General features: G+C 26.6%; 18 protein-coding genes. All 18 read right to left on the minus strand.

Annotated features, from left to right (window positions below; genetic code table 4):
* Window positions 1–12: 12 nt before the first annotated feature.
* Window positions 13–2691, minus strand: a complete 2679-nt coding sequence (locus SCHIN_RS04080; RefSeq protein WP_166508366.1) for a glycoside hydrolase family 38 N-terminal domain-containing protein — start codon at window positions 2689–2691, stop codon at window positions 13–15.
* An 81-nt stretch (window positions 2692–2772) separates the two neighbouring features.
* A complete protein-coding gene (locus tag SCHIN_RS04085; protein ID WP_166508367.1) occupies window positions 2773–3633 on the minus strand; it encodes a MurR/RpiR family transcriptional regulator in 861 nt (286 codons plus the stop codon).
* 109 nt (window positions 3634–3742) lie between these two features.
* Window positions 3743–3949, minus strand: coding sequence for a hypothetical protein (locus tag SCHIN_RS04090; RefSeq protein WP_166508368.1), 207 nt, complete (start codon window positions 3947–3949; stop codon window positions 3743–3745).
* 148 nt (window positions 3950–4097) lie between these two features.
* Window positions 4098–5777: a PTS transporter subunit EIIB gene (locus tag SCHIN_RS04095; protein ID WP_166508369.1), complete on the minus strand. Its 1680-nt coding sequence runs from the start codon at window positions 5775–5777 to the stop codon at window positions 4098–4100.
* Window position 5778: 1 nt separating this feature from the next.
* Window positions 5779–7362 carry an alpha-L-rhamnosidase-related protein gene (locus tag SCHIN_RS06315; protein ID WP_208057178.1) on the minus strand — a complete coding sequence of 528 codons (1584 nt, stop codon included), beginning with the start codon at window positions 7360–7362 and terminating at the stop codon, window positions 5779–5781.
* Between the two features lie 187 nt (window positions 7363–7549).
* Window positions 7550–8380, minus strand: a complete 831-nt coding sequence (rhaD, locus tag SCHIN_RS04105) for a rhamnulose-1-phosphate aldolase (protein WP_166508370.1) — start codon at window positions 8378–8380, stop codon at window positions 7550–7552.
* Between the two features lie 2 nt (window positions 8381–8382).
* Window positions 8383–9639, minus strand: a complete 1257-nt coding sequence (locus SCHIN_RS04110; protein ID WP_166508371.1) for an L-rhamnose isomerase — start codon at window positions 9637–9639, stop codon at window positions 8383–8385.
* The gene (locus tag SCHIN_RS04115) at window positions 9639–11096 is read right to left on the minus strand and encodes a rhamnulokinase (RefSeq protein ID WP_166508372.1); all 1458 of its coding nucleotides are present in this window, start codon (window positions 11094–11096) and stop codon (window positions 9639–9641) included. Before SCHIN_RS04115 ends, SCHIN_RS04110 begins: the two co-directional genes overlap by 1 nt.
* Before the next feature lie 89 nt (window positions 11097–11185).
* A complete protein-coding gene (locus SCHIN_RS04120) occupies window positions 11186–11956 on the minus strand; it encodes a MurR/RpiR family transcriptional regulator (RefSeq protein WP_166508373.1) in 771 nt (256 codons plus the stop codon).
* A 90-nt stretch (window positions 11957–12046) separates the two neighbouring features.
* A complete protein-coding gene (locus SCHIN_RS04125; RefSeq protein WP_166508374.1) occupies window positions 12047–12742 on the minus strand; it encodes an L-ribulose-5-phosphate 4-epimerase in 696 nt (231 codons plus the stop codon).
* Window positions 12736–13608 (minus strand): L-ribulose-5-phosphate 3-epimerase, encoded by an 873-nt coding sequence (locus tag SCHIN_RS04130; RefSeq protein ID WP_166508375.1) that lies wholly within the window; start codon window positions 13606–13608, stop codon window positions 12736–12738. Before SCHIN_RS04130 ends, SCHIN_RS04125 begins: the two co-directional genes overlap by 7 nt.
* Window positions 13601–14257, minus strand: coding sequence for a 3-keto-L-gulonate-6-phosphate decarboxylase UlaD (locus SCHIN_RS04135; protein ID WP_166508376.1), 657 nt, complete (start codon window positions 14255–14257; stop codon window positions 13601–13603). The genes SCHIN_RS04130 and SCHIN_RS04135 overlap by 8 nt, the downstream gene beginning before the upstream one ends.
* Before the next feature lie 16 nt (window positions 14258–14273).
* The gene (locus SCHIN_RS04140; RefSeq protein WP_166508377.1) at window positions 14274–14747 is read right to left on the minus strand and encodes a PTS sugar transporter subunit IIA; all 474 of its coding nucleotides are present in this window, start codon (window positions 14745–14747) and stop codon (window positions 14274–14276) included.
* Window positions 14747–15025 (minus strand): PTS sugar transporter subunit IIB, encoded by a 279-nt coding sequence (locus SCHIN_RS04145; protein WP_166508378.1) that lies wholly within the window; start codon window positions 15023–15025, stop codon window positions 14747–14749. The genes SCHIN_RS04140 and SCHIN_RS04145 overlap by 1 nt, the downstream gene beginning before the upstream one ends.
* A gap of 38 nt (window positions 15026–15063) precedes the next feature.
* The gene (locus SCHIN_RS04150) at window positions 15064–16821 is read right to left on the minus strand and encodes a PTS ascorbate transporter subunit IIC (protein ID WP_166508379.1); all 1758 of its coding nucleotides are present in this window, start codon (window positions 16819–16821) and stop codon (window positions 15064–15066) included.
* 6 nt (window positions 16822–16827) lie between these two features.
* The gene (locus SCHIN_RS04155) at window positions 16828–17832 is read right to left on the minus strand and encodes a phosphotriesterase family protein (protein ID WP_166508380.1); all 1005 of its coding nucleotides are present in this window, start codon (window positions 17830–17832) and stop codon (window positions 16828–16830) included.
* An 88-nt stretch (window positions 17833–17920) separates the two neighbouring features.
* On the minus strand, window positions 17921–19423 hold the full coding sequence (locus SCHIN_RS04160; RefSeq protein WP_166508381.1) for a BglG family transcription antiterminator: 1503 nt from the start codon (window positions 19421–19423) through the stop codon (window positions 17921–17923).
* Between the two features lie 137 nt (window positions 19424–19560).
* A complete protein-coding gene (locus SCHIN_RS04165; protein WP_166508382.1) occupies window positions 19561–21621 on the minus strand; it encodes a DUF262 domain-containing protein in 2061 nt (686 codons plus the stop codon).
* Window positions 21622–21671 lie beyond the last annotated feature (50 nt).

The following is a 21671-nucleotide window of genomic DNA, read 5'->3' on the forward strand; positions in this document are numbered from 1 at the left end:
TCTCTTCCTTTCTTAAATTTCTATTGTTACAAATTCATTTGGATTAATAGTTTCTCTTTTTTCAATTACTTCTTCTTTTAAATTTAAATGATTGAAATTAGAAAGGTTTTTTATATCTATTACTTTAGTTGTTGGGTTATAAACTCTTATAATTTTTTTATCCCCATCATATTGTTTTTTAAAACAAGACACAACTAAATCTTTATTTATTTCTGGAATATCTGAAATTAAAGTTTCACCATAATTAAATGAACTTATTTTTTCTGTAGGAAGAACAAACATTTGCCCTTTTGCAAAGAATTTATTCAACACTTGATTTTGATAATAAGTTGATGGAGTACATCATTCTTTAGCTTCCTTAACTAAGTTTTTTTCAGAATTATAAGCAACTCTTAAATCAATCAAAATTTCTTTATCAATTAAATTCGCTTTTGGAGTGTCATGAGGATATTGTTCTATCCCACTTGCTCTTCCAGGTCTAAATAGAAGATCTTTTCTTCCAATTAGAGAATATGCTCTAAAAAGAGTAATTGCTATTTTTTCTCTCTTAGTTCCAATAATTTGATATTCGTTACATCCATTTACAAAAACACCAGTTTTTAAATTTTTATTTTCCAATCAAACAACACTTTCTACTGATTCAATATCTGTAGGGTAATCATTTCATTCATCTTCTTTTCATGTTTTTAATTCAAAGTCATAATCATAATCTCTTTTTATAACTCCAAAGGCTGTATCTGAATTTGCAAATGTAGATTCAAGTTTTGTATCTAACACAAATCTTCAACGTATATCTTTTGCTTTATTGATCAACTTAAAGTTGAAATCAATAAAGTCTTTAGATAGTCAAACTTTAAACTCAACTTTTTGCGTTATTTTTTCATTACCCTCCAAACCATTAGGAACTTCATAATCATAAATAACTTTTAGAGTTTCAAATCCATTTGAGTTTTCAATTTTACAAATAGCATTTTTTAAAACATTTGTAGCTTTTTGATCATATGCTTTTGGAGAAAAGTCATATGAATCTCCAGCATCATAATCAGATTCTATGCTAAATGCATTTTCGATATTTTGATTATTTTTTTTATCAAAAAGATTAAATTGATTATTTTCAAATGAAATTTTTCATAAATCATTTTCCAGTGTATTTCTTTCATCTACCACATAATTAATTTTTTCATTAGTTTCTACTAGTTTAATTTTTGTAATTGAAGTAGGTTTCATTTTGAATTCTGGAATGATAATATCACTTCAAAACACTTTCTTTTCCTTTGAAGAATCTTGATATTGAGCATCACATTTTTTTTCAAATTTTTCAGCATCAATTTTAACTTGATCGCATAATTTAAAATCAATTTTTTGACCATTAACATCTTCTAGGTAAAAGTTTTGAGTTTCACTAAAAACTTTCATTTTTAACTCTTTTTTATTTTCTTCAATTTTTGGATTAAATATAATAAATTCATTAGTTTGTAAATTTTTTACATTAGCTATTTGTCTTTGTAATAGTGTCACTAATGTTTCCATCATGTCTATTCCCATATTTAATCTTGTTACTACAGTATCGTTTGTATCATCTGTATTACATCCACCAGCACTATCGTGTGCTTGACATTCAAATAGATATCTTAAAGATTTATCAATCAATTCTTTGTGATAAGTTCCCCCAAGTTTTGCATAAGCTAAATTTAAAGGTTCAACCACATCATAAATTAAGTATTCTAAGTGTTTAATACCTTTTTTGATATCTCATCTACCTGAATTTATTGTTTTATGAACTCTTGAAAACTGACCGTATCTCAACTCACTTGAAAGTACCTTTAAATCTTCAACATTAATTTCATTTTTTAATAAATCTATATATTCTTCATAACTTGTAATTATTCATTCGTTTTCAGAATCTAATTTATTTACTTCATCAATAATTTCTACCAAGTTTTCAAAGAATGTCATTTGATCAGAACCAAATGGGAAAAGTATTTTGCCATTAGTGTTTAAACTAACTGATTTTAAGTGATTTAAAATTTCTCTGTTATCATTCATCATTTCATGATAAAGTTTTTTAGCATTATTTTTAATATCATCTTTATCATAACCATCATGGAATAAATCATATAAGAAATTTCCACCACATGTATAACCAAATTTATATAAGTTATACTCTAGTATTTTTGAACCATCAATACCTTCTCAATTATTTAGAACACCATCTTTAATTTGTTCACCTTTAACACCCCTTCAATGAATAAACCCTTTCATATCGAAAGAATTAAAGATTTGAGGTAAATTGGCGTTAAAACCAAATGAATCTGGCATATATGCAATTTTCATATGGTTCCCATATTTTTGACTTTCTTTTACACCAGTCAACATATTTCTAACTATTGACTCACCAGTAACGTTGAAAGTATCAGTTTGTGTGTATCATGGACTCACCACCAACTTATCAGCTGCTACCATTTCTTTGATTTTAGATTCACCATCTTTATAAATTTCTCTATAGTCATCAACTATTGAGAATTGTGAATCAAAAACATATTTATACATACTTGAACCATTTTTTTTGAAATAGTCGTATATTTTATTAATATTATTTACCAAAAAAACATTTGATGTAGATTTAGTAAAATATCATTCTTTATCTCAGTGAGTATGTGGCACTAAGTATATTTTTCATTTCTTTTGCATTTTTTTCCTCCTGTTCATTTTTAGTTTACTATTTCAAAATTTATTTTTCATTATGATTAAAAAAAACGGAAAATTATTCCGTTAAAACTTTAAATTCTTAATTTTTTTAGGCTTAATTCACCATGAATACTCATCATTAAACTTACTTGATTCAAAGAAAAGATCTTTATATTTATGTAAAGCTCTGGTCTTAAAAAAATTATTGAAAAATAAAAAATCTGTAGATGGTGAAACTATTACAAGTTTTGTATAAATATCATTCATTTTCATTAAATTAGAAGTAATTATTGCATCATCAACTCCATCTTTGTTATAGTCAGAGTTTCCTGTAATCATAATTATTTTGCAATTTTTATTAAGTTCTCTAATCTTATTGATTAAAATCATGTTTTTCTTACTTCTTCCTGATAGAGAAAAAACTACAAACAATGAATTTTCCTTAACAGTATTAAAATTAAATGAATAATCATCTTTAGATTCATTAACAAAGTGTCAATTATTAAAGTTTATTAAAAATTTTAAAGCAAAAAAATCATATGCAGCTATTCCAGAATAACCAAGCCCACAAATATAAAGAGTCTTTCTTTGCTCAAAAATTTCTTTTAATAAGTCATCAATTTTATCCAATTGGTTTTCAAACATTACATTATTGTTGTCAATAACATCTTCAATTGTACTTTTCATTATATTTATTTGTTCGTTTTCTTCGTTTTTATACTTTGAAGTATGAAGAAAAACTCTGAATTCATTAATTGAACTTATATTAATTTTTTTAAAAAAATTATATATAAACGACATTCCACACCCATATTGTTGACTTATATCTTTTAAGTTACTGTCCAATATTAGATCGATGTTGTTTTTACAAAAATTTAAAAAATCTATATCTTTTTTATTTAATTCATTTACCTTTTTTTCAACTTCACTAAATTCTTTTTTCATAACTATATTCCTTATCTTTAAAATTATAATCCGTTATTTTGATAATGAAAAGAAAAACAAAAAAATACAGCAAGTATTGATGATTCAAAACTTTAACTGTATTTTTTAATTATTTACTATTTTCAATTAAGATGTCTAATTTTTCATTAATTGATTTTAATAATTCGATTAATGGTTTTTCAAAGTTTTCAATTCTTCCACTGTTTCCAGATGGTCCACCTTGACTTCTTCCACCACCACCATTTGAAGAAAATCTTCTTGGTGCTCTATCGCCTCTGTCGTTTCCGCCACGGCCTCTATTGTTTTCAAATCCCATGTTGCACTTACCTTCCTACATAATTCTTCTCTTCTCATAAAGGTAACTTGCCTACATTTACTAATAAAAGACGTGTTCTCTTAACACTAGATAATTATATACAAAAATAACTCAATAAATTGAGTTATTTTAAAATATTTTTAAAAATTTATTTAGAAGTTTTTGCACTAATATCCATAGTTTTATTAGATACTCATTCTTTTTCAATAACTTCTTTTGTATTTTGTTTAAAATAATTAATCTTACTTAATCCAAAGGTAACCCCTCCAGAAACTATAACAGCTGCAAAACAAACTATAAATCCTCAAAATAATCCATTGGGTGCTCACGTATTGATCCCGCTCATAGTTGATGAAGATTGTATTGATAAAATTCCTAAAACAGAACCAGTTCCCCATGTTCCAGTTATACCTGATGCACAAGAGATTAGAGCTGCTACAAATCCACCAGCACAAGAAGCATACATAGTGTGTTTCACTTTAGAATTGATTTTATACAACATTGGAGATGAAACACCGCTTATATAACCAATTAATGCAAAATTTGCTGCACTTTTTTTGAGTTCATCAATATTTCTATTTTGAATTATAAATGTTAATGTTGCAGTGGTGATCGAAGTTGTAAGACACATGTAGATAATAACTGCAACTATTGGTCCATTTTCATTACCCATAGTATCTGGTGTATAAAATTGCAAGAAACCAATAATAAGAATAAAACTATCAAGTGAAAATAACAATATATATGGTCCAAATGCTCCAATGATTCCTCAAATGAATCATTTGGCATACATATTTGAAAACCCTTTATTCAATCCCATTGAAATATAGTCAGTCATTATAAAAGTTAAAGGACTTATAATCAAGAAAGATATTATAAAGCAAACAAAGAATAGTGTTGGAGCCTCTAAAATATTTTTTACAAGTTCATTTTTAAATACCTTTTTACTTAACTTCATTACATTTACACAAAGAACAGAAGATATAATTACCCCTATCATGTTTCCGTCAAAACTTAATTTATATGCAAATGAACCGTTACCAAATCAATTTAATGTAAAACTAGTTGAATGCAACCCATTTGCTAGAGTATTCCCTCCCGCTTCACTAAAATATCAAGTATAATATAATTTTTTGAATACATTAAGATCTGCTCAACCTTCTACATAATTTAGTTGATTTAAATCCGCTATACCAATAGTTCCAACTTTTGAAGACAATACAAACACAAGACCTATAGCAATACCAAATACTTGGTTTTGTTTTGTATATCTAAATACAGCTCATGGAATACCCATTGTTAATGCCAATGACATACCACTAGTCAATATTCCCATAATGATACTTAATTGATTTACAAACTCTGAGTTTCCTATAAGAGAAGAACTTTCTTTACCCTGTACTCATTGTGTAGTAATAAATGAATTAAACATTGATAAAATACCATAAGCACCTAATATATATAGTAATGGAGTTGCAACACCACTGAATGTTTCTACCACTTTATCTAACACATTCTTTTTACCGGCTACTATTTGTTTTATTTCAAAAACACCTTCATCATAACCGGTAAACGTTTGAAATTTTTTAAAAAACTTTGTATTATATTTTTTTAAAAAAATTATATGAACAGTATTTTCTTTTTCTAAAACTTCATTTACATTTTTACTTTTAATTAACCCTTCTAAATTAACCTTACCTTTATCTTTTACCTCTACTCTTAACCTACTTATACAATTGTAAATTTCTAATATATTTTCTAAGCCACCAACATTATTGATGAAGCTTTCGATCTCTTTTTTATCAGATTGTCATTTTGTATTTGCCATTTTATTTATCCATATACTTTCTAATAAAATATGTAGGTGCACAAGATCAAGCGTGACAATAACTATTAACTATACTTGATCCATAAGGAGAATAAAATGGGTCTTCTGGGTCAAATAATTCTCAAAAAGTATCTGCTCCCAATTTAATCATTTCCCCTCAATAATATTTCATTATTTTAACAGCTTCTTCCTGCATATCATTTAAGAATAATGCCTCTAAAAAATAATGATAAGCATAAGGTGTTTTAAGTTTTATAGCGGGTTTAACTTCTATTATTTTTTTTAAAATCTTTTTATTTTTTTCCTGGTCAAATAAACCAGATAAAACCATTCATATATTTGAGTGATATGAAATTTGTTTTTGATCACCACTTACAAACAATCCTTGTTTCTCATCTCAATAATTATTTTTAGCAACTTCAGATAATAAATTAATTTTTTCTTCCAAATTTTTAGCGTCAGTATTTTTCCCCAATACATTAGCCAAATAAATTGCATGTTTATATGTAGTAATGTAAACACCTTGAATTGCTGCATTTTTATCCAATTCTGGATTTCAATCTATAAATGATCAAAAAGTATCATTATTTAGATTGGTCATTTTTTGTTCTCCCAAGAACTCCCAAGTAGTATTTACTTGATCCATAATAACTTCCCAAAATTCTTTTACCAATTCAATATCCTTTGTGTGTTCATAATAATCATAGACAGTTGATATAAAAATTAGTGAATAGTCAATTAAATTAGTATCATCAACCTGCACCTCTGGACTAACAAACAAACAAGCTCCTAAAGATTTATTTGGAAATTTAGATGCAGAGAATAGATATAGACATTTTTTTACCAACTCTAAATCATTAAAACTATAATAGTTTGTTAATGCCTGAAGTCTTAAATCTCCCAATCATAATCTTCTATCTCTTTTAGGCCCATCCTCGTATACATTCTGCATTGAATTTCTCAAAGTTCTTAAACCTACTTTATCTAATTCAATTAATTCTTTATCCTGAACTTTTTTTAATTGTGGATTATCCTTAAAATCAATTCAAGATTCTGCTTCCAAACTAACTTCTTCCACATAAATTTTGTATTTTGCTGATGTAGCAAGAACATCTAATTGTAAATATCTTAATGCGTATCTTCTATCCAACTTTATTTCCATAGGAAATTCATCTATGTGGATTCATTCTTCTTGTATTCAACCCTTACTAATTCATCCTTCATAATTTGAAGAGTCTGCAGCTAATTCATCTATAATTTCAGCCATTTTCAATTTTATAAACCCAGGAGCATCAGGGTGTGAACCACTGTGTGCAATTTTAATTTTTAATTTTCCAACAAAATGGTTACCAAAATCTATTATTATGTTCTCATCTTGTTGTAATTTAATATCTTTCATTTTTTCTATTTCAATCAATTCATTAGGTACATATCTTTTGGTACTTTCGTCAATTTTAAGACCTTTAATAATTCTGCATGGATTAACTGTTTTTTTAAACAGTTCTCTATTAAAAGATTTTGCTTTGTCTAGCATTTTTGAATCTTTAATAGGCTCAAAATTTTCTATAATTGTAAAACTTGCCATAATTTCCTTTCCGTTTAGATTTTTCAAATCTAAAACTACTCATTTTTTTTGTAAGCCAAAGACTTTACACTTATAAATTAACATATTAAATAATAATTAATTAATTTCTAAACTGTGTAGGTAATTTTTTTATATTAAAAAATTTTTTTTATTTATTACTTAAAAAATAAAAAAAATCCCAATGGGATTATTTTAATATGTCTTCATTCAATTCATAACCAAAGAAATTAGACATATCTTTCATATTTTCAACACTAATTTCATTAAGTATCTTTTTATTAGTTTGCAATATTTTTAAATAAATTTTAGCTGATTTTTCAATACATTCGAGCAGACCTAAAGCTTCATCCAAGCTTTCTCCAGAACAAAATATTCCATGATGTGCTCAAATAACAGATCTATATTTTTTCATTTTTTCTGCAGTTTGTTCACCAATTTCATTACTTCCCGGTAACATTCATTCTAAAATACCTATTCCTTCTGGAAAAACTACACTTGCTTCAGAAATCATTTTTCACATATTAAAAGTAAATTTCTTTTCATCTAATTCTTCTACAAAAGTTAAAGCTATTATGTCAGTAGGATGAGAATGAATAACAGTTGTATGATTTGGATTTACTTTAAGTCTTTCAACATGAGATAGTAAATGACTTGGTAACTCACTTGTAGGTCATGAACCTTCTTCAAATCCTCAAACTACTCCAATTTTTTTACCATTATCAAAAATTTGTATTATTCCTGCATTACAAGCAGTTTCATTAAACTTAGATATATTTCTATAATATTTACCAGATCCAGTTACCAAGAAAAACTTACCATCTAAACTAGGACATTCAAAAGGTAAATCTTTAGTTTTTGAAAATTCATTATTTATTTTAAAACTATCTACAAAACTTTCATCTAAAAGAACAGAGATATTTCCCCCATTTCTTTCAGCTCATCAATTTTGGTAAATTACTCCTGTAATTTCACGAAATTGATTTAAAATTTTAGATTCATTAATAGATTCTTTTAACATTGTTACACCCTTTCTGACAATACTTCTTTTTCATATTTTTTAACTTCATCCAATCAACTTTCATCAAAAGGAACATTTTCTTTATAACAATAGTAATTTCAAACATCAACTCATGGATAATTCTTTTGTTCTTCTAATAAAGCTAACCTTGTTGTAAGATCATTTTCTAGTTCTGCTTTTTTTAGAATTTCTGTAGGTTCTAGCGATGCTTTCAACAACGCTTTTATAACATTTCTTGTACCAATGACTCAAGCTGCAACTCTATTTATGGTTGCATCAAAGAAATCTAAAGCTACATGAACTCTATCATCAAAATTATTTCTTAAAATTTCACTCATCATTTCTTGAGTTTCGTCATCCAAAGAAACTACGTGGTCTGAATCTCAACGCATAGGTCTAGTGACATGTAATAATAATTCATCAATAAAGTTTAAAACTGTAGAAACTTTATTAGAACATTGTTCAGTTGGGTGGAAATGACCCATATCCATACATAATCCAGTATTTCTAGATACTGCATATGATAAATAGAATTCATTAGAACCAACAGTGTAAGCTTCTATTCCAATCCCAAATAATTTTGATTCCATTGTATTTAACACCAAACTTTTATCATAATCCTTTGAAAAAATTTCATCCAAAGATTCTTTCAATCTTTTTCTTGGTCCGTATTTATCAACTGTAAAATCTTTATAACCATCTGGTATTCAAATATTATTTATACATTTTTGATTTAGTTCTTTTGCAAAAAACTCTGCAATTTCAATTGATTTTTTACAGTGTTCTATTCAAAATTTTCTTACATTTTCATCACTACTTGATAATGTAAATCCATTTTTATACATTGGATGTGAGAATAAGGTTGGGTTAAAGTCTAATCCAATTCCTTCTTTTTTGGCTCACTCTACTCAACCTTTATAATGTTTTGGTTCGATTTGATTTAATTCTATTTCTTCATCAGTATCTACATAAATTGCATGTAAATTTAATTTATGATTCCCTGGAATCAGTGATAAAACTTTTGATAAGTCTTGTTTTAGTTCACCTGCATTTCTAGCAGCTCCTGGATAGTTACCTGTAACTAAAATTCCCCCAGAAATAGGTTGATCATTTTTTATAAACCCTTTAACATCATCTCCCTGTCAACAATTAATAGAAACAGGTATTTTTTTTATTCTTTCAATAGCTTTATCTGTATCAATACCAAGTTTTGCATAAACCTTTTTAGCATATTCATATCTTTCAATAATTTCTTTCATTATTCTTTCCTCATTTCTTTAATTAAATTATATTTATTAATAACATATTTGTAATCTTCACCATCTGGTCTGTAGGTTTCAATTTCAAATGATTCTTTTATAATTTTTCTAGCTTCTTTTATATCTTTAATCTCATTTTTTGCGATCATTTGCACTATAACATTACCAATCATAGTTGCGTCACTTGGACCTGCAACAACTATTTTTTTAGAAATATTTGCAACTTCCTGATTTAAAATTTTATTTCTACTTCCTCCACCTAGAATATAGATCTTATTAATTTCTTTGTTAGTAAGTTCACATAGTTGTTTTATATTATCGTAATAACATAATGCAAGACTATCCACTACACACCTAATTAAGGCACCTATATTGTGTGGTATATTTTGACGAGTTTGCTCAAAGTACTTTCAAATTTCAAAAATCATATTTTCTGGATTTAAGTATCTAATATCTTCACAATCCATAATATAGTTGAAAGAGTCATTCTTTAATGCTTCATTTAAAAGTTCTTCAATATCAAATTTATTAGACAAATTGTTTTCTATTTCTTGTAAAATTCACATTCCTGCAATATTTTTCAAAAAAGTGATTGAATCTTCAACACCTAATTGGTTTGTAAAACCACTTTTAAAAGTTAATTTATTTATAATTCTTTCTTTTGATTCAATACCTAGTAACGATCAAGTTCCACTAGAAATAAAAACATCATCTTCTGTTTCTAAAGGTGCTGAAGCTATTGCAGATGAAGTATCATGAGATGCCACAGCTATCACTTTACATTTTGGCAAATCATATTCTTCAATTAATTCTTCTTTTATAAAACCTATTTCTTCTCCTGGATAGACAACTCTACCAAACAAACTCTTATCTATTTTTAATTTTTCAAGAATTTCGGGAATGAAATCCTTTTTATCTATATCAAAGAGTTGAGTGGTTGAAAGATTGGTAGCTTCTGCTATCATTTCCCCTGTTAATCTATATATAAAGTAATCAGGCATCAAAAGAATTTTTTTAACTTCTTCTTGTTCTCAAATTTTTTGAACATATAATTGATAAACTGTATTAAATTCATGAGAAACTATACCAGTTTCTAGATACATAGTTTCTTTATCAAATACCCCTTTGTGTTTTTTGAAAAAATCCACTGTTCTATTATCTCTGTATGAATAAGCTCCCATTACTCTTTCGCCTTTTTCGTTTAAAGATACATAATCAACTCCTCATGTATCAATTCCAAGATAACAATTATCTATACCTGCACTTTTAGCTTTTTTTAAACCTATTATAATCTCACTAAAAAAACTATCTACATCTCAAAAATATTCTCCAGCCTTTTTAATCATTAAGTTTTTAAATACATGTAATTTTTCAAACACTATTTTTCCATCAACAAGTTTTGCCAATGACATTTTTCCACTACTAGCACCAATATCAAGACATATATAATTATTCATTCTTTACCTCCCTTTTTAAAAAGTTTACATTTTTTTAAAACTTTTAGATAATTTAAACAAAAAAAAATAATTTTTCCTTATTGTAAAAATTATTTTATTCTATTGGCAATTTGTCTCACAATTTGGTTTAATACATAGTAAATATAAATTCTGCTATTTACAAAGTTAATTAATTCACCATCATTACTATCAATAGTGATCTCTTTATCACTTCCTGTATATGTTTCTTCGTCTGTAATTAACCCTATATTTTTATTTTCTATTTCTCTAAAAAGTTTTTCAAATCAAAAAATATCATCTCCAAATAACATCCCCACATAAAACGCACCTTCAACATTTTTATGGTTAAAATCTATTTGACTCTTATTAGAAATTAAAATTACATTTATTTGCATTTTAACTAAGCACTCATAAAAATATTGAGCGTAAGTTTCACTTTGTTTTGAATAAAGTATAATTATTTTTTTACTGATTAAAATTTTTTGAGAAATCCTAACAATATTTTTATATGCAGTTTCGTTTATTAATCTCATCTTTTTTAGAATTGTTTCAAAATTATTATCAAAAATAAAATCATTATTTCAATTTATATTTTTAGTATTAGAGTAAATATCATCCTTTTGAAATTCAAATTCTAAAAATAATCTATTAATTAACTCTTTGTATCCTTCATAACCTAACTGCGCACAAAATCTAGTAACAGAACTAGGTGTTGTGAAAGCAGATTTAGAAATTTCTGCTATACCAGGTATTTTTTCATTTGGTTTTAAATTAACCAAAATTTGAGCTATAGATTGAAATGTCGTGTTAATAGTTTGTTTACTATATCACTCAAGTTCATTTAAAATATTTTTCTTCATACATTTTCCTCATATTTATAATTATACTTTTAATTATAGTTTATGGAAAAAAATACTAAAAAAATACTCATTTAATGAGTATTTTTAAAATTATTTTTGTCCATAGTATGAATCTTTACCATGTTTTCTGAAATAATGTTTATCCATTAATTCTTGAGTTAAATTGTTTTCTTGTTTACTTAGCATGTAAGAATTTAAAGTCATTTGTGCCACTACTTCTAAAATTTTAGCAATCTCAACAGCTTTTTTTGGAGAGTTTGAAAATGTAAAAGGACCGTGATTGTTAACTAGAACTGCTGGCATATCTTCAACTTTAATGTTATTCTTTTCAAATTTTTCTGCAATTATAACTCCTGTTTCGTATTCATAACTATTTTTTATTTTTTTTACATCAAGATGTTCTGTACAAGGGATATCACCATAAAAGTTATCTGCATGGGTAGTACCTTGAATTGGAATATCTTTTCCAGCTTGACATCAACTTGTTGCGTATAGAGAATGAGTATGACATATTCCTTTAAGATTTGGGAATTTATTATAAAGGTATATATGAGTTGGAGCATCTGTTGAAGGATTTAACGTTCCTTCAACAACATTATAATCAAGATCCATTACAACCATATCTTCTGGTTTTAATTTATCATAACTTACTCCACTTGGTTTTATTACCATTAGTTTTTTATCCCAATCAATTCCAGATACATTTCCTCAAGTAAAAGTTACTAGTTCATATTTTTCCAAAAGCATATTTGCTTCATAAACTTCTTTTTTTAATTCCTCTAACACAATTCTCACCCCGTTTCTTTAAAAATGTTTAAAACATATTTTTTTGCATTTTCAAGCAATGATACGGTTTTGGGAAAGTCTTCATATCAAGCTTCAATTACAAAACTTCCCGAATATTGTTTAGTATTTAAATATTTTAATAACATTTTAAAGTCAACATCACCTTCACCAAATTCAACGTTTTTAAATTTACCGGGAAAGTCTTCTTTCACTAAAAGAGTATCTTTAATGTGTAAAGCAACTACCTCGTTAAAACCTTTTTCTAATTCTTCAATAGAATTATCAGAATTTCAAGCTCATAGATTTCCCAAATCTGGATAGACACTCAATCATGGATAATTAACTTCTTTTTTTATTTCTAAAAACTTAGAAATAGAATTTATAAAAACATCATCCATAATTTCAATAGATAAATTTATAGCATATCTATTTGCAATTTTCATAGCCTCATTTAAATTTTTTAAAAAGTATTCTTTGGTTGTTTGATCTTTTTCTTCATAGAACACATCATAACCTGCCAATTGAATAATTTTAATTCCAAGTTTGTGAGCTAAAATTATGCATTGTTCTAAAAGTTTCATTGAAGTTTTTCTAATCTCTTTATCATGACTTCCCATAGGATATCTTCTTTGACCAGAAAAACATATAGACCTTATAAAAATATTATTTTGTTTGCACTCTAGCAAAATTTCTTCAACTTGTTTATCGCTTCAGTTCAATCTTTCAAGTCTTTCGTCACTTTCATCGATTGATAATTCAATAAAGTCAAATCCAAGTTCACTAGCTACCTTAATTTTTTCAGGTCAAGAAACTTTTGGTAAGGCTTTTTCATAAACTCCTAAGAAGTTATTTTTCAAATTAAGCATTAGTTCATTTTTCCTTTAAAGCTTTTTGAAAACTTAAAGCAGCTTTGTTTGGATCTTCTACATCTCTTATAGATCTTCCAGCAATAATTATATAAAGTGGTAAATCTTTAAATATATCAAGATCTGCTTCTGAAATTCCTCCAGTGACAGTAACTTTAAAGTTCATATCACAAAGTTGTTTTATTTTGTCAATATCTTTTGGTTCTCAGCCTACCCCAGCAGCTTGTGAATCTCTAGATCTGTGATATACAACTTGTTCTACTCCAATTTGTTTTCATTCTTTTGCTTGTTCCATACTTCAAGAACCTGTTAACTCAATTTGTGTGTCTCCACCAAATTTTTTAGAGATATTTAAAACACCTTCAACTGTTGGCAAATCTGCACAACAAATGACAGTTGTTATTTCAGCACCTTCTTTAAAAAACATTTCCGAAACTATATTTCCTGCGTCTGCAATTTTACCATCAGCTAAAATTATTTTGTCAGGATATAGTTCTTTAATTTTTCGGATACACTTTTTACCTTCTGATAATAAAAGTATAGTACCCACTTCAATGACATCAACCACATTACCTACATTTTCTAATGTTTTTAATGCATCATCTAAAGTTAAATTATCCAGTGCCACTTGTAAAAGTGGTTTATTCATTCATATCAATTCCTATCTATTTTAGGTATTTTAGAAAGTCTACACCTTCTATAATTTTTTTTAATTCTTCTTCACTTTTTGAATTTGCAATTTTATCAACAGTTGATTCATTTTCAAAAATTGCAACAATTTGAGGTAATGCAACTGTCATGTGAACTTCACTATTAACTGCTGCAAAACCAATCAATACACTAATCTCTTGCTTATCAAATAGAACTGGTTTTTTTAAAGTCATGATACTAAAACCATTTTTTAAAGCTCCACTTTCTGAAGAAGCATGAGGCATAGCAACGTTTGGACAAATTATATAATAAGGTCCATATTTTAAAGTGCTATCAATTACACCTTTGATATATTCTTCACTAATAACACCATTTTTTAATAATGGTTGAAAACAAGCGGTAATAGCATCTTTTCAATCGTTGGCTTCTTGATTAATTAGGATTGACCTATTTTCTAATAATGAATTTAAGAAATTTAATTCAGTCATTATAGATCAAAAGCCTTTCTAAATCCTTCTTCAATCATTTCTTCATCCATAAGATTTTCTAGACCTATTACATATGCATTGCAGTCTTCTAAGTCTTCTTCTAGATATGTAGAACAAAGAACAACATCATATGAATTTGCAATTCCTTTTGCTTCACCTATTGATGAAGTATCTACCCTTGAATCAATTCCTAATTTTTCTAATACTTTTTCTACCTTAATTTTTATCATCATTGAACTACCCATACCGTTACCGCATGCACATAAAATTTTTTTCATATCTTTTTTCCTTCTTTCTTATGGGAATTGCCTAACAATTATTTATTTGCTAATTTTTGTTTCTTTAATTCCTCTTTTTTTTGTTTTTCAATCGCTATTTCTTTAGCTCTTTCATTGTCTTTTTCACATCATTTTTTAAATAATAATCTTTTTATAATCATTGAACTTCCAGGTTCTGTTGTTGTAAATTGTGCAACTATTATGAAAATAATTGGCACAAAGAACACTAAGTACATGGCAGCACTAGATGGTACTGTTGTTAAAATAGCAATAATTACTGCTCAAATTGTTGTTCAGTCAAACAGACCATTATATCCAATTTGGAATATTTGCCCTGTTCTTCCTCCAGTTTGTACAACTAGAACTGCACCAAACACTACCAATATTCCTGCAACAAATGGAATTGTAAGACAAGCTTTTCAACCTCCACTTGCATTTGCATATAATCCTAAAGCTGCTCCGTCAAAGAACATTGGAATGAATCCTACCATTATAATAACTTTAAAAATATCAATTTTAAATACTTGTCCTAGTAATAAAACTAAACCAATACCAATAAAGTTACCAATAGCACCCGCTAAGAATCCAAATGTTACAGATTTTTCTCCGTATGAGAAAGATCCTGCAATATCAATACCAATTGAAGCACCAGGAATTAAACGTCCACTAATTCCTATAAATGATTTTTGCAATTCAGCAACAAACATTCTTGCTCCAAACATTAATATTTGTAAAGAAGCTACAACAGTAAATACAAGACCAACTAATTGTAATAATCAATTTTTACCTGCAAATAAGTTATATCCTCCCATTGAGTCGATCATTTCTTTTCAACTACCTTCTAATTTAACTATTAAGAATAGTATTCCAAAGAAGATGAAAAGTAATATTGAAGATGAAAATATATTATCGTGGAAAATTCTAAATCCTTTTTTCATATTTAGCTTTTCTGCAGATTTAACTTCTTTATTATTTAATGCAAATAATTTTCCTGCTTTGTAAGCGGCTCATACACCAAACATTTGTTGGTGACCAATTGTAAATCCCGCATTATTTGAAACTGCTTGAGTTGGAGCATATGCTAGGTTAGAAAATACTCCTCAATATGTTCCAATTAAAATTCCACTTGTCAGTATTGTTAATAATTGTTTTGTTGCATCATCATTAATATCTTTGAATACAAAGAAATATAGAATAGCTACAACAACACTTGATTGTTGAAACATAATATGACCTGTTACATTGATACTTCTAATATTTGTTATTTTTTTTAGAACTACAAGAAGTATATTGAATGCTAAACCGATTAAAACAGTGTAACTTATCATTGAAACAGCTGTTCCTAACGCTTCATTAATTTCACTTCATGAAGTATATGTATCTAACAAGACAACATTACTTCCCATTAAAGTTCCAAATGTGATCATCAATGGTTTTGAAACTCCAGTTAGGAAAGCGCTTCCCATTTGAAGAATTAGATAACCACAAATACCTTTAAACATTCCGCTTAATGCATCATATCAAGGTTTTTTTTGTAATAAATATCCTAGGAAAACTATCAAACCAACCAAAATTGAAGGTACTGCTAGAATATTATCTACTATGATTTGATAAAATACTAAGTTCAAAATGTCCAATCTTTTTATAGCGATACAAGTAATAATAAAAGTTAATAATAAAGTTACAATAGTTATTAATATTGCTCAATTAATTCACTTACTACGTTTTTTCTTTAATTGATTTTTAATTCCAGCTTCTGGATTTTCTAAATCATTTCTTTTTGTTTCATTACTCATTTAATTTTATCCTCTCTTTGAATTATCAAATGCTAAAGCGACCTGAGGGTTATTTATTAATATGTCATCAATAGCATCTTGGCTTACACCGATTTGTTTTAGTAAAGGTACAAAGTGTGTTAGCATATATGCTATACCAAAACTTATGTGACCTTTTGTTTCTGAATATGCAGTTTGGTAATAGAATCTACCTGCATCCATTGCTAAAAGTAATTGTTTTTGATAACCTTTATCAATTAAATATTTCATATTTTCAGCTAAAGTGCTGTCTGGATAATACTTAACTCTATCTGGACCATCAAAAGCAATAAAGACACCTTTCTCACAAATTTTTTCATAATAATATTTATCAGGATTTTTATTTAAGTGTGAAAGTATTATTTTTTTAGGACTAACTCCTAATTTTAATAAAATATCTACAACTTCTAATCCCATTGTTCCTAATTGTGTATGTATCAAAATAGGTACACCTGTAGCTAAATTTGTTTTAGCAGCAATTCTTAAACTTTTTTGTTCTAATGGATCTATTGAAGCATATCCTGTTCCAACTTTAATAATTCCAGCTTTTGCACTTACTCTTTCAACAACTGGTCCATTATAAGAATGTTTATCCATACCTTCTTCAATTTCTGCAACCATCATAGCTACAATTTTATCTTCTTCAACAGTTTTCAATCATGAACAGTGTTTATCATAAAATTTTGCTTTATGAAATCCTGTAGACATAATTAAATGTGCTTTTCCTTTAAAATCGTTTGCTATTTCAAGCATTCTATTTACATCCCTACCTACATTTGGTGGGTCCATTGTAACCATGGTTTTTCCTCCAGCATCCAAATAGTTTTGCAACTCTTTTTTAGCTGCATTGATATCTATCATCAAGAAATCAATGTGTTCTTCAACTTCTGGTCCTCCGTTTTTAATTAGGTGATCGTGACAATCTACTACACCCATTTCTTTTGGGTCTATATCACCCAAAACCGTTCTTACAAATTCTTTCTTATCATTCATAACAACTTCCTCCTTCATTAAAATTATCTCAAATATAAATTTTTGAAATATTTAAAAAAATGGATAATTATATGACCAAAAATTTAATTTAGTCAGCTGATAAGAAAATGATTTGTTCTAAGTCTTTTAGTTCTTTTATATTTGTTATTACATTTTTTTCTTTGATAATTTGTTTATTAGCTGAGTAGTATTCATAAGAAATGATTTTATAATTTATTAATTCGCCAAATGTATTAATTATTTTGTACAATCATAAATTTAAAGAAATATTTGTTAAGTCTGTTATGAAGTAAGTTTCTTTTGAACTATCTAGCACATTCACTTTTGGAATACTTGTAACACCTACTAAAAATATTGATGCAAGCAATCAAAAGAAGTAATTGTTTTCGTCAATATCTTCATATTTATTCTGTTTATATAAAATAGTAAAGTCTTTAAAAAATTTTTGAAAATTTTCTTGTTTTAAGATTTTAATTTTGTTTGAATAAAGTCAACTGCCATCATACAATTTTTTAAAAGGAATAATTTCATAATATGCAAAACATTTTAAGAAATTTCTTTTGTTTAAGTCTTCGTTAACTTTATATCCAATGTTTTCTAATCCAACTTTTATATTGTTATAAATTTGTTCTCAAGAAACTATTTCAAAAGAATCAATATTTATTTCATCAGAAAAATTATATGAAATTATTTGCGCTAAATATAATTTTTCAAAGTGTCCAATATCTGTCTTTTGTAAATTGTATTTCTTTTTAATTTCATTGATGACATTAGAACTCAATATATACCATTTCGTTTCTTCAAACTGAATTTTTTTCATTATATATTGCTTAACCTCTTCTAATAATAAATCTGATTTAAATTTTCTGATGAATACAAGAAAAAGAATAAATGACATTGTATTGTTATCAACATTCTTAAAAGATATTTTCTTGAGATTCTCGTTAATTATGTTAGTTATATCTTCAAAAAAATCCAAATTATTTATATTTGAGTTTTTTAAAAACTCATAATCGTCAAAATTAAAATTTCGCACTAAAAAATATAACAGATTTTTATCTCCGTTAATATCTAATAATTCAAAAAGTGTATTTATCATTAGCTTATGAATTGAAAAACTATCCCCAACTAATTGATATCCACTTTTATTTATATTCAAACTAATATTGTTAGTTTTGATGTAATCACTCTTCTTTATATTTTCAATATCGTTAAAAATTGTATTAGAAGTTACACCTAAAATATTTGATAATGATTTTAAAGAAACACTTTTGTTAAATAATATGAATAGAATTATTGTTAAGTGCCTCTCATATAAACTTAATACTATTTTTGTATTACTATTATCATCAATAACTTCGTTTAAAAAATTATCATAAAAGGTTTTAATTTGTGAAACTCCTTCTAGGTAATTAATCTTTAAATCTATTGGCTTTAAATGGTATTTGACCAATATATTATTAATGTGATCTACATGATACATTAAATTTGAGCGACTTAAACCCAACTTGTTACTTAACCAAGATATACTTTCTCACTCATTTTTTTCAATTAAATAATTTAAAATTAACCTGTCTTTCTTATCTAGCATTTTCAACATCCTTTACAAAACGCATTATTTCATTACAAATTCCATTCTTTTTTATTTTAAAGGAAATAACAGAAAAATAAAAACCTAATAAATAAAAAATATCCAAAATGATTTTGGATATTCCTCATATTTAACACTTAATCAATAAGAGTTTCTTTTTTTCTTGTTGTAGTAAATTCAAATGTTTCTTTATCTAAATCTAAATAATCATAAATAGTACCAATTAGAGAAATTACATCATTTGGTGTATAGTTATAATTAAAATAAATTGGTGCATTATCCAGTTTTTTGGATCTTTTGATAAGTTCTTTATCAAAAGATAAATCTATTGTTTTTGTGCTTTTAAATGAGAAGTTTTGTTTTGCTAAAGAAATTAGCAACTCTTCTCTACTTCTATATAATTCTTCTAAAGTGATTCTTAAAAGTTCTGTATAATCCTTAGTATAATGTTCTTGACCATCCATAACAAAACTTGCAATTTTTGTACCATTAATATCTCCAAAATTTACTAAATTTGATTTAGGAATCAACAATTCTTTATATTCAAATTTTTTCTCAGGTTGACTGTACTCAAAAACCTTAATAGCTTTATTAATTAACACTTGAGCTCGTGCTTTTATAGCTTCTTCATTTCAAACATTTTTATCAAAAATAGACTCGTTTAAAACAGTGAATTTTGAACTAAGCTCTTTAAGTTTTTGTTTCTTTGTTTCAAAAGAATAATCAGATAATTCAACATTAAAACCTGTCAAAGTTAAATTTCCGATTGTATGCAAATATATTTCATGCACTAAATTGTAATCATCTCCAATATGAGTTCTTCATTTTTCATTTCTATTTTGAGGCATGATATGTTCGATTGTGATTTGTTCTGTTTCCAGTTTTTCTTTTAAACCGTAGTGTTCAATTTCATATAACAATAGTTTACAAATAGCTCTTGCACTATAAATATTATTCTTCACAAGAGCCCTTCCAAACTCACTGTCAGTCGGAAATCTATCTGTAGTAGTAATTTGAATTAAGTAAGAACAAAGTGAATCATAATAATTATTTCTATTAACTTCTAGTTTGAAAACTTTATCATATAAATTAGAAAAGAGTTTATTTAAATTTTTCGCACTTTTATCAGTTATAGTTCTTCTTATCAAATAATTTCTAATAAGTTTTAATGACTTGTATAAAGTTTCGTCATCAATTAAACCACTCTTATTGTCCTCAAATAAGTGAAGAAGGAAAGGATAACAAGTGGTCTGATTAATCACTCTAATATGTTCTAGCATTTGGTCAATTTTTTTGTTTCCAAAATTTTCTAAGCCCACTATTTTTGCATAATGTTTACTAATATTCTTCATTTCGTAAAGAACTTCTCTTCTATCAAGATTTTTTTCATATATAAGTTTTTTAAACTCAGGATATGACTTTTTATCACTAATTGCAGAAGAGGATTTAAAAATTAAATAGTGATTAACAAAGGCATTTACCTTTTCTTTTAGTAAAGTTTCTATTACATACCAATTATCTATATATAAATTATTTTGATCATGATATGACATAAGTAAAAAATTACGCACCAAATCAGCTAATGTTAATTGTACTCCTGTTGAATTTATTCTTTCAAAAATAACTTGAGCATCATCATTGTTATCTAAAGTTGTGTTTGCATAAACTAATCTAGAAATACAATTTATCATAACTTGAATATCATAATCCTTTTGTTTATCAAACAAACTAATTAATTTATCTTTAAAATATAAATAATTTATATAAACAAATGAAGACTTATCTACGTTTTCGTGGTCATTTTTTAAAAGTAATTTAAAGTTATTATCATCTTCAATATTTAAATTTAATTTTTTTACTCCATCTTTTTTAAAAATAAAACTTTCAATTGTCATTTTTTCAACTGGACTTGAAACCATATCCAACATAGCCTTCAATAAAATGAAGGTAGTTGTAATCCTTTGTTGACCATCTATAATTATGTTTTCATTGATATAAGTTAAATTATTAACATTTCTATTTAGAATTATATTTCCGATAAAGTGAACATCATTAGAATTTTTAAGTTTTATCAAATCATCAAAAAATTGAGAACATTGTTCTTTTGTTCATGAATAATTTCTTTGATATACTGGTATGATATATACCTCATTGTGTTCTAACAAAGTTGCTCTAACGTGACCTAAATTTACTATCATATATTGCTCCTTACTGTGTATTATACAGATAAGTATAAAAAAAACAATTT

This window comes from Spiroplasma chinense, assembly GCF_008086545.1.
GTDB classification, from domain to species: Bacteria; Bacillota_I; Bacilli_A; order Mycoplasmatales; family Mycoplasmataceae; genus Spiroplasma_A; species Spiroplasma_A chinense.